Here is a 9236-nt window from a genome sequence, read left to right as displayed (position 1 = left end):
TTCCGAGCTGTACTCCACCGAACCGCCGAGCAGCTCCGGGTGCCTCGTCGTCGAGCCCGAGGCGGTCGAGGGCCTCGCGCAGCTCCACGTAGGTGCGGCCCGCGGCGACCAGGCCGACGGCGGCGTCGCCGGCGGCGCCCTCGATCCGGTCGAGCCCGTTGGCGGCGGCGTAGGCCGTCGCGGCCAGCAGGCGGCCCTGGAGGACCTCGGTCTCGATGGCCGTCGTCCCCTGGAGGTCGACGCCCGGCTTGCGCGTCGGCGTCCACGGCCGTCCGCGCCACGCGAACTCCGGGCGGACCGGGCCGGGGACCGGTTCGACGTCCACGATCTCGTGGGAGTCGGCGACGTCCGTCACGAGCTTGAACCCGGTCCACGCCCCGCTGAACCGGGACATCTCGAAGCCGTGCCGCCCGAGGCGCAGCAGGTCGCCCACCGATCCGGGCGCCAGCACCGGCATGAACGCCTCCGCGAGCGCGCCCTCCGTCGCCGACGGCAGCGTGGACGACTTCGCGGACGGGTCGTCGCCCACCACGGCGAGCACCCCGCCGCGCTCGGACGTGCCGAGCCAGTTGGCGTGCTTGAACGCGTCCAGCGACCGGTCCACCCCGGGCGCCTTGCCGTACCAGAGCCCGAACACGCCCTCGAACCGGGGGCCCGGCAGGTGGTCGGCGAGCTGCGAACCGTACACGGCCGTCGCCGCCAGCTCCTCGTTCACGCCCGGCACGAACCGGATGTCGTGCTCCTCCAGCAGCTTCTTGTCCCGCGCCAGCTGCTGGTCCAGGCCGCCGAGCGGGGACCCGCGGTACCCGGACACGAAACCGGCGGTCCGCCATCCCCGCCGGGCGTCCGCGCGCCGCTGCTCCAGCAGCAGCCGGACGAGGGCGTGCACCCCGCCGATCGCGATCCGGCCGCGCTCCAGTTCGAGCCGGTCGCGGAGAGGGGAGGAAGAAACGCTGGTGCTCATGCTTGCATTGAGCCGCCTAGGCTGAGCGGAGTGCAAGATGGCTGGGCGATAATTGAGCGGATTGCTCAAGTCAGAACCGAGTTACCCGCCGGAGCTGAGCGTTGTGACCCGTACCACTCTCCTCGACCTGCAGATCCTGCGCCGCCTCGTCGAGCAGCCCCGCATCGGCGTCACGGAACTGGCCGCCAAGCTCGGCATCGCCCGCAACACCGCACACGCCCGCGTGGAGCGCCTCGAACGCGAGGGCGTCATCGGCCACCGCGGCCGCGAGGTCGACCTCGGCGCCATCGGCTTCGAGCTGACGGCCTTCGTCACCCTGGAGGTCGCGCAGGGCCGGCTGCGCGAGGCCGCCGTCGCGCTCTCGGCGATCCCGCGCGTGCTGGAGGTCCTCGGGATCACCGGCCAGGGCGACCTCCTCGTCCGCGCGGTCGCCCCCAACGGCAAGCAGCTCCACGAGGTCATCGACTCGATCCTCGCCTGCCCCGGCGTCCGCCGCAGCACCACCTCGATCGTCCTGACCCACCAGGTCCCGTTCCGCCTCGGCCCCCTGCTGGAGGACGAGGAGAAGCGCGCCCGCGCCGCCTCCCGCAAGCCGGCCGACTGACCCCCGCCGGCGATTCCGGCACGAGGTCAGCGGATCGTGACGCGGACGCTTCCGTACGCCAGGCGTCCGCCGCCGTGCGCCGCGACCGCGACGATCAGCGCCGGGCCGGGCCCGAGCGCCTCGTGGAACGGCGCGTCCCACCCGTCCGCGTCGCGGATGGATCCCACGGCTCCCTGGGTCTCACCGTCCCGGCGCACGACCGCGTACGCGGGAGGAAGCCCGGTCGCCGCGCGCAGGCGCGGGCGCACGTCCACGGTGGCCCGCGCGGCGGGGCGCAGGATGCGGACAGTGGCGGCGGGCGCTGGATCGACCCGCCCGTCGGCGGAGCCGTCGGCCATGGAGTGCACGACGACGGCTCCGTCCGGCCGCAGGTTCCGCTTCTCGACGAGCAGGTAGAGGAACGTGCTGGGCGTGCCGCTCCCCTGCGTGACCGTGTGGACGAGCCGCCATCCCGCGGGCCCATGGGAAGCCGGGGCAAGCCGGGCGAGCGCCCCGCGCAGCCCCTTCACCGAGCCGTACCGCCGCTGCGCCTCGGGCGTCAGCAACCGCCAGGCCGTCCCGGCGTCGCGCCGGGCCACGGCGGCCTGCCACTCGCGCGGCACCCCGTCGATCCCGCTGGTGACCGGCGGCAGCCTGCACCCGCACTCCCGATGCCGAACGGGCGCGTCGAGGACGACCACGACCGCCACGACCGCTCCCGCCACGGCCACCGCCCCTGCCAGGACCGCCCACAGAAGCCGTCGCCGGCCCGGCACCGCACCGAGGAGCCGTCGCCGACCTGGATCCGCCCGCCGAACGCCCGCCACCGCCGCCCTCCCGCCTCCGCACGCCCGACTGGGACGCTCCCGCCCGCACCGAGGTTCCGTGAACGGGCTGGGCGGTGCGGCACTCCCTGTCAGCTGTACCGGCGCTCCGGCGGGAGGCGGCGCGCGAGCAGGAGCGCGACGTCGTCCTGGGCCGCCTCGCGGCCGATCAGCGCCGACATCACCGCCGCGCCGACCGCCTCGGGAGCCCCGGCGTAGGCCGCTTCGCACAGCCGGGCGATGCCCGCCAGGATCGACTCGTCCCGCCGCTCGATCAGCCCGTCGGTGTAGAAGCAGAGGAGGGCGCCGGGCGGGAGGTCGAGGGTGCGGGTCCGGCGGGGGACGTCCTCGCCCAGGCCGATCAGGACGTCGAACTTCATGTCGACGGACTCGGCGGGGCCGTCCGGCGGAGCGAGGACCGGGGGAGGGTGCCCGGCCGAGGACAGCCGGACCCGGCCGGCGGCGGCGTCGACCACCGCGTACAGGACCGTCGCCGTCGCCTCGGGTTCGAAGTGCAGCATCTTCCGGTTGAGCTTGCGCAGCACCTCGGCGGGGTCGTCGGTGTCCAGCGCGTAGGCGCGCAGCGCGCTGCGCATCCGGCCCATGACGACGGCCGCCGGGAAGCCGTTGCCCGCGACGTCGCCGATGACGATGCCGATCTCGCCCGAGGGGAGGACGAACACGTCGTACCAGTCCCCGCCGACGGTCGCCCTGCCGGGACGGTAGCGGGCGGCCAGTTCCAGCCCGGGGACCTCCGGGGGCGCGGCCGGCAGGAGGCTGCGCTGCAGCTCCAGCGCGCCGGCGCGTTCGGCGCGGCTCAGCAGGGACCGCACCGCCAGCGCGACGCGGGAGGCCGCGAGCTGGAGGAACTCGGTCTCCTCGGCGGTGAAACGGCGGTGCCTCAGCGTCCCGACGTGCATGACGCCGACCAGCGTCCCGCCGCCGACGAGCGGGACGCCGAGCAGCGAGTGCAGGCCCCGCTCGACGAGCAGCGGGTTGAACACGTCGGCGCTCGGCACGTCCGGCACGTAGACCGGCCGCCGCTCGGCGGCCACGCGCCCGGCGAACCCCTCGCCCACCGGGACGTGGGCGGCCTGGACGACCTCCTCCTCGATGCCCTTCGCGGCCGTCGCCACGAGGAACCGCTCCTCCCGGTCCAGGAGCAGCACCACGGCGGTGTCGACCTCCAGGACGGCGCGGACGCGGTCGAGCAGGGTGTCGAGCAGTTCGTCCACGTCCATCGCGGCGAACGCCTCGTCGGTGATCGCCTGGATGTTCGCCAGCCTGCGGATCGCGCCCTCCGAAGCGCCCGCCGTGTTCTCCACCTTCACACCTTATGCACCAGATGGCGGGGCGTCGCGCCGCAGGCAGCTCCGGACGCCGGCGGCGATCTCCAGGTCTTCGCGGGCCGCCACCACGAGCGTCCGGACGGCGGCGCCGGCGGCGGTGACGTCGGCGTCGCCGTCCGCGGCCGCGTTGCGCTCCGGATCGACCGCGGTCCCGAGGTGGGCGAGGTCCCCGGCCAGCCGCATGCGGACCGCGGGATCGTGCTCGCCGATCCCGCCGGTGAACACGAGGGCGTCGAGCCCGCCGAGCGAGGCGGTCATCGCGGCGGCGCAGGCGCGGAGGCGGTGGTGGTAGACGTCCAGCGCGGCGAGGGCGGTCGCGTCGTGCTCGGCGGCCCGCTCGCGGACCCGGCGCATGTCGCCGGTGCCGGTCAGGCCGCGCAGCCCGGAGTCGCGTTCGAGCGCCTCGTTCACCTCCTCCGGCGCGATGCCGTGCTTGATCAGCCAGAGCGGGATTCCGGGGTCGATGCTGCCCGCCCGCGACGCCATGACCAGCCCTTCGAGCGGGGTGAACCCCATGGTGGTGTCGACCGACCGGCCCCCGGCGACGGCGCACAGGGACGCGCCGGCGCCGAGATGGCAGACCACCGTCCGCAGCGAGGCCGGGTCGGCTCCGAGCATCGCGGCGGCGCGCCGCGCGGCGTAGGAGAACGACAGGCCGTGGAAGCCGTAGCGGCGCAGCCCGAACCGCTCGCGCCACTCGCGGGGGAGCGCGTAGGTCGCGGCCGCGTCCGGCAGGGTGGCGTGGAAGGCGGTGTCGAAGCACGCCACGGCCGGGACGTCCGGCAGGACGCCGGAGATCTCGGCCAGGGCGTGCAGGGAGGCGGGCTGGTGCAGCGGCGCGAGGTCGGCGAGCTCGCGGAGCCGCGCGGTGACCTTCTCGTCGATGCGCACCGGCGCGGTGAAGTCAGTCCCGCCGTGGACGAACCGCACCCCGACGGCGTCCGGCCGGGGCAGGCCCGCGACCAGCCCGGCCATCTCGTGGCCGCCGCCGGACTCCTCGGCGAGGACCGTGTCGTCGGCGTCGAGCAGGCTCACCTTCAGGCTGCTCGACCCGGGGTTGACCGTCAGGACCCGCATCAGTACGGCCACGTCCAGTCGCGGACCTCGGGGGCGTCCTCGCCGTGCTCGCGCGTGTAGGAGCGCAGGAAGAGGCGCTGGTCGGCCATCCGCTGCCGGAGGTGGGCGACGCGGGCGCCGAGGGAGGGGACGCGGTCGATGACGTCCATGACGAGGTGGAACCGGTCGAGGTCGTTCAGCATGACCATGTCGAACGGCGTGGTCGTCGTCCCCTCCTCCTTGTAGCCGCGGACGTGCAGGTTGCCGTGCCCCGCGCGCCGGTAGGTGAGGCGGTGGATGAGGTACGGGTAGCCGTGGAAGGCGAAGATGACGGGCTTGTCGGTGGTGAACAGGGTGTCGAACTCGCGGTCCGACAGGCCGTGGGGGTGCTCGCTGGACGGCTGGAGCCGCATCAGGTCGACGATGTTGACGACCCGGACGCGCAGTTCGGGGAACAGCTGCCTGAGCAGGTCGACGGCCGCGAGCGTCTCCAGCGTCGGGATGTCGCCCGCGCAGGCGAGCACCACGTCGGGGTCGGCGCCGCCGTCGGTGGACGCCCACTCCCAGATGCCGATGCCGCGGGTGCAGTGCGCGATCGCGGCGTCCATCGGCAGCCAGTTCAGCGCGGGCTGCTTCCCGGCCACGATCACGTTGACGTAGTCGCGGGAGCGCAGGCAGTGGTCGCCGACCGACAGCAGCGTGTTCGCGTCCGGCGGCAGGTACACGCGGACGATCTCCGGCTTCTTGTTCAGCACGACGTCGAGGAAGCCGGGGTCCTGGTGGGTGAAGCCGTTGTGGTCCTGCCGCCACACGTGCGACGACAGCAGGTAGTTCAGCGACGCGATCGGCCGCCGCCACGGCAGGCCGCGGGTGACCTTCAGCCACTTCGCGTGCTGGTTGAACATGGCGTCGACGATGTGCACGAACGCCTCGTAGCTGTTGAACAGCCCGTGCCGCCCGGTGAGCAGGTAGCCCTCCAGCCACCCCTGGCACAGGTGCTCGCTCAGCACCTCCATCACCTGGCCGGAGCGCGCCTGGTGCTCGTCGGTCGGCAGCAGCCCGCCCTCGAAGACGCGGTCGGTGGCCTGGAAGACGTCCCCGAGCCGGTTGGACGCCGTCTCGTCCGCGCCCATGATCCGGAAGTTGGACGGGTTGGCCCGCACGACGTCGCGCAGGAACGTCCCGAGCCTGCGGGTGGGCTCCGTCGTGGTGGAGCCGGGCTTGCCGACCTCCACGGCGTAGTCGCGGAAGTCGGGCAGCGCCAGCGGCTTCAGCAGCAGCCCGCCGTTGGCGTGCGGGTTCGCGCTCATCCGCCGGTCGCCCGCGGGCGCGAGGGCCCGGAGCCCGGCCGCCGGGCGGCCCGCCTCGTCGAACAGCTCCTCCGGGCGGTAGGAGCGCAGCCACTCCTCCAGCTGCGCGCGGTGCCCGGCGTCCTCGCACACTCCGGCGAGCGGCACCTGGTGGGAGCGCCAGGTGTTCTCGACCGGCAGCCCGTCCACCTCCTTCGGGCCCGTCCAGCCCTTGGGGGACCGCAGGACGATCATGGGCCAGCGGCGCCGCTCGGACGCCCCGCCCTCGCGGGCGCCGCGCTGGATGTCGGCGATCTCGTCGAGGGCCTGGTCGAGGGCGGCGGCCATCTTGCGGTGCATGGACGCGGGCTCGTCGCCGCTCACGAGGAAGGGCCGGTAGCCGTACCCGTCCAGGAGCTGGACGAGCTCCTCCTCGGGGATGCGGGCCAGCACCGTCGGATTCGCGATCTTGTAGCCGTTGAGGTGCAGGATGGGCAGGACGGCGCCGTCCCGCACCGGGTCGAGGAACTTGGTGGAATGCCAGCTCGCCGCGAGGGGACCCGTCTCGGCCTCGCCGTCGCCGACGATGCACGCCACCACGAGGTCGGGGTTGTCGAAGGCGGCCCCGAACGCGTGGGCGAGGGAGTAGCCCAGCTCGCCGCCCTCGTGGATGGAGCCGGGGGTCTCCGGCGCGACGTGGCTCGGGATGCCGCCGGGGAAGGAGAACTGCCGGAACAGCCGCCGCATGCCCGCCTCGTCCTGCGACACCTCCGGGTAGACCTCGCTGTAGGTGCCTTCGAGCCAGGCGTTCGCGACCGCCGCGGGCCCGCCGTGCCCCGGGCCCATGACGTAGATCATGTCGAGGTCGCGCGCCCTGATGACGCGGTTGAGGTGGGCGTAGCAGAAGTTCAGGCCCGGCGTGGTGCCCCAGTGCCCGAGCAGCCGCGGCTTGAGGTCGCGCCGTTCGAGCGGCTCGCGGAGCAGGGGGTTGTCCAGAAGGTAGATCTGCCCCACGGAGAGGTAGTTGGCGGCTCTCCAGTACGCGTTGATCTTCTGTACTTCGTCGTCGCTGAGGGTGCCCGACTGGGTCATGCGCGTCCTCCGGGTGCTCTCGACCGCCCTGAGGACATCCCGTCCCCACGAACGGGGTTCTCAACCGTCGAAGAGAGCCCATCACCCCGGTGCCCGCGGGCCTAGGGCCGAACGTCCCGGACGGCCGGACAGGGAGCGGGTGCGGCGGCCGGCGCACCACGACAACGAGGCCACGGCGCACGGCCGTGACCTCGTCCCCCCACCTCGGTGCGGCCGCAGCCGGCTACAGGGGCGGTATGCCGGCGCGCCGGCGCGCGGCCTCCGCCCCGCCCCCCAGCGAACCGGCGGGAGCGTCACCTCCGGGTGCTGGAAGCCTGGCGGCTACTCGCGCGTAGGTTCACGGTTCCCGGCGCGCGGTCGGCGAACGGCGGGCATTCTGCGATGAACGGTTCACAGTGAGCGACTAATGAGTGACAGAGTGCCACATTGCGCGCGACGACCGGGACGGACGGGGCGGCGGCGGTCTGAGATGCTACGCAGATCAGTACAGGTAAGCGGCAAGGAGGCGGAATGGGCGGGTTCTTCACCGGACGGACGCTGACCGGGATCGGGCGCGACCTGCGCGCGGGCCGGGAGTCGGCGCGGGGCCTGGTCGCGCGGGCCCTGGAGTCGGTCGACAAGGACCTGAACGCCTTCGTGACCCTGGACGCCGAGGGCGCCGAGGCCGCCGCCCGGTGGGCCGACGAGGAGCTGGCGTCCGGCGTCGACCGGGGCCCGCTGCACGGCGTCCCGGTCGCGGTGAAGGACATCATCGACGTCGCCGGGCTGCCCACCGGCATGGGGTCCGGCCACTTCGCCGGGCACGTCGCCGAGACCGACGCGGCCTGCGTGAGGATGCTGAGGGACGCGGGCGCGGTGATCGTCGGCAAGACCGGGACGCAGGAGTTCGCGTTCGGCGGCAGCGGCGACGTGTCGGTGAACGGCGCGGTCCGCAACCCCGCCGACCGGGAGCGGATGTCCGGCGGGTCCAGCAGCGGCAGCGCCGTCGCGGTCGCCGCGGGCATGGTCCCGCTCGCCATCGGCACCGACACGGGCGGGTCGGTGCGCATCCCGTCGGCGTTCTGCGGGATCGCCGGGTTCAAGCCGCCGCACGGCGCCATCCCGGCCGACGGCGTGTTCCCCCTGTCGCGCTCGCTCGACCACGTGGGCGTCCTCGCCGCCACCGCGGCGGACTGCCGCGTGGCCTACCACGCGCTGACCGGGCCGGCGGAGGCCGTCCCGTCCCTCCTGGACGGCCCGGCCGGCGGGGGCGACCGCGCCGGAGGCACGGCGTACGGGCGCGTCGCCTGGATCGAGCCGCCGGCGTGCGACCCCGAGGTGGAGCGGCGCGTCCGCGCCCTGTTCCCGGACGCGCCGTCCGAGCGGATCGACTTCGCCGGGCTCCGGCAGGTGTTCCTGGCGATCGAGTACAGCGAGGCGTACGACGTGCACGCCGAGCGGGTCGCCGAGGCGCCCGACCGGTACCAGCCGGCGACGCTCGCCCGCCTGGAGGACGCGGCCCGGATGCCGGGCTGGCGGCTCGTCCGGGCGCTGCGCGAGCGGGACCGCCACGCCGAGGAGATCGCCGGGCTGCTGGACCGCTACGACCTGCTGGCCATGCCCACCATGCCGATCCCCGCGCCCCGGATCGGCGCGACCGAGGTCGGCCTCGGCCCGCTCACCGCCCTGCTGGTCAGCCTCACCTCGCCGTGGAACGTGCTAGGGCTGCCCGCCCTGTCCGTTCCCGCCGGAACCGTCCCGGCGGACGGCGGCGGCGAGCTGCCGATCGGGGCGCAGCTCGTCACCCGCCGGGGAGCGGAGAGCCTCCTGTTCGCCGCCGCCGAGCATCTCGCCTCCTGACCGGGCCCGCGCCCGGCTAGAGGTAGAGGCCGAAGAACTCCTCGGGGTGGTCCAGCAGCGGGGGCAGGTCGTCGGCGGTCAGCGTGACCAGTTCCTCCCTGGTCGGCGTCGCCTGCTCGCCGCCCTTGTCCCTGCCGCCGCCCTTGTCGCCTCCGAGGCCGAGGAGTCCGGCAAGACCCCCGGCACCGACCTGCGCGAAGGCATCCGCACCCTCCCGACGCACCACGTCCTCGCCGGCAT

7 protein-coding genes and 1 pseudogene are annotated in these 9236 nt (G+C 74.2%); 2 read left to right on the top strand and 6 right to left on the bottom strand.

The annotated features are described in order from the left end of the window. A pseudogene (locus tag AB0C69_RS32045) lies at nt 1-964 on the bottom strand (hypothetical protein); the annotation flags it as partial. A 103-nt stretch (nt 965-1067) separates the two neighbouring features. Between AB0C69_RS32045 and AB0C69_RS32040 the strand changes: the two are divergent. Further along, nucleotides 1068-1568 (top strand): Lrp/AsnC family transcriptional regulator, encoded by a 501-nt coding sequence (locus AB0C69_RS32040; RefSeq protein WP_345173491.1) that lies wholly within the window; start codon nt 1068-1070, stop codon nt 1566-1568. A gap of 26 nt (nt 1569-1594) precedes the next feature. Here the strand turns inward: AB0C69_RS32040 and AB0C69_RS32035 are convergent, their stop codons facing one another. The 4 genes from AB0C69_RS32035 to AB0C69_RS32020 all read right to left on the bottom strand — a co-directional run bounded on the left by AB0C69_RS32035 (nt 1595) and on the right by AB0C69_RS32020 (nt 7157). Continuing rightward, nucleotides 1595-2272: a hypothetical protein gene (locus tag AB0C69_RS32035; RefSeq protein WP_360358719.1), complete on the bottom strand. Its 678-nt coding sequence runs from the start codon at nt 2270-2272 to the stop codon at nt 1595-1597. Nucleotides 2273-2463: 191 nt separating this feature from the next. Continuing rightward, nucleotides 2464-3696: a GAF domain-containing SpoIIE family protein phosphatase gene (locus tag AB0C69_RS32030; RefSeq protein WP_360358718.1), complete on the bottom strand. Its 1233-nt coding sequence runs from the start codon at nt 3694-3696 to the stop codon at nt 2464-2466. 9 nt (nt 3697-3705) lie between these two features. Beyond that, on the bottom strand, nt 3706-4797 hold the full coding sequence (locus AB0C69_RS32025; RefSeq protein ID WP_360358720.1) for an acetate/propionate family kinase: 1092 nt from the start codon (nt 4795-4797) through the stop codon (nt 3706-3708). Further along, nucleotides 4797-7157, bottom strand: coding sequence for a phosphoketolase family protein (locus AB0C69_RS32020; RefSeq protein ID WP_360358717.1), 2361 nt, complete (start codon nt 7155-7157; stop codon nt 4797-4799). Before AB0C69_RS32020 ends, AB0C69_RS32025 begins: the two co-directional genes overlap by 1 nt. A 510-nt stretch (nt 7158-7667) precedes the next feature. On the opposite strand from AB0C69_RS32020, the gene AB0C69_RS32015 reads away from it, so the two are divergent. Further along, a complete protein-coding gene (locus AB0C69_RS32015; protein ID WP_360358716.1) occupies nt 7668-8996 on the top strand; it encodes an amidase in 1329 nt (442 codons plus the stop codon). A gap of 16 nt (nt 8997-9012) precedes the next feature. On the opposite strand, the gene AB0C69_RS32010 is transcribed toward AB0C69_RS32015, so the two are convergent. After that, the coding region (locus AB0C69_RS32010) for a hypothetical protein (RefSeq protein WP_360358721.1) at nt 9013-9236 on the bottom strand (224 nt) is incomplete at its 5' end.

Source organism: Actinomadura sp. NPDC048032 (genome assembly GCF_040653175.1).
Lineage (GTDB): Bacteria > Actinomycetota > Actinomycetes > Streptosporangiales > Streptosporangiaceae > Spirillospora > Spirillospora verrucosospora.
The sequence above is the reverse complement of the archived record's forward strand: the minus strand, read 5'-3'. Positions and strand labels throughout refer to the sequence as shown.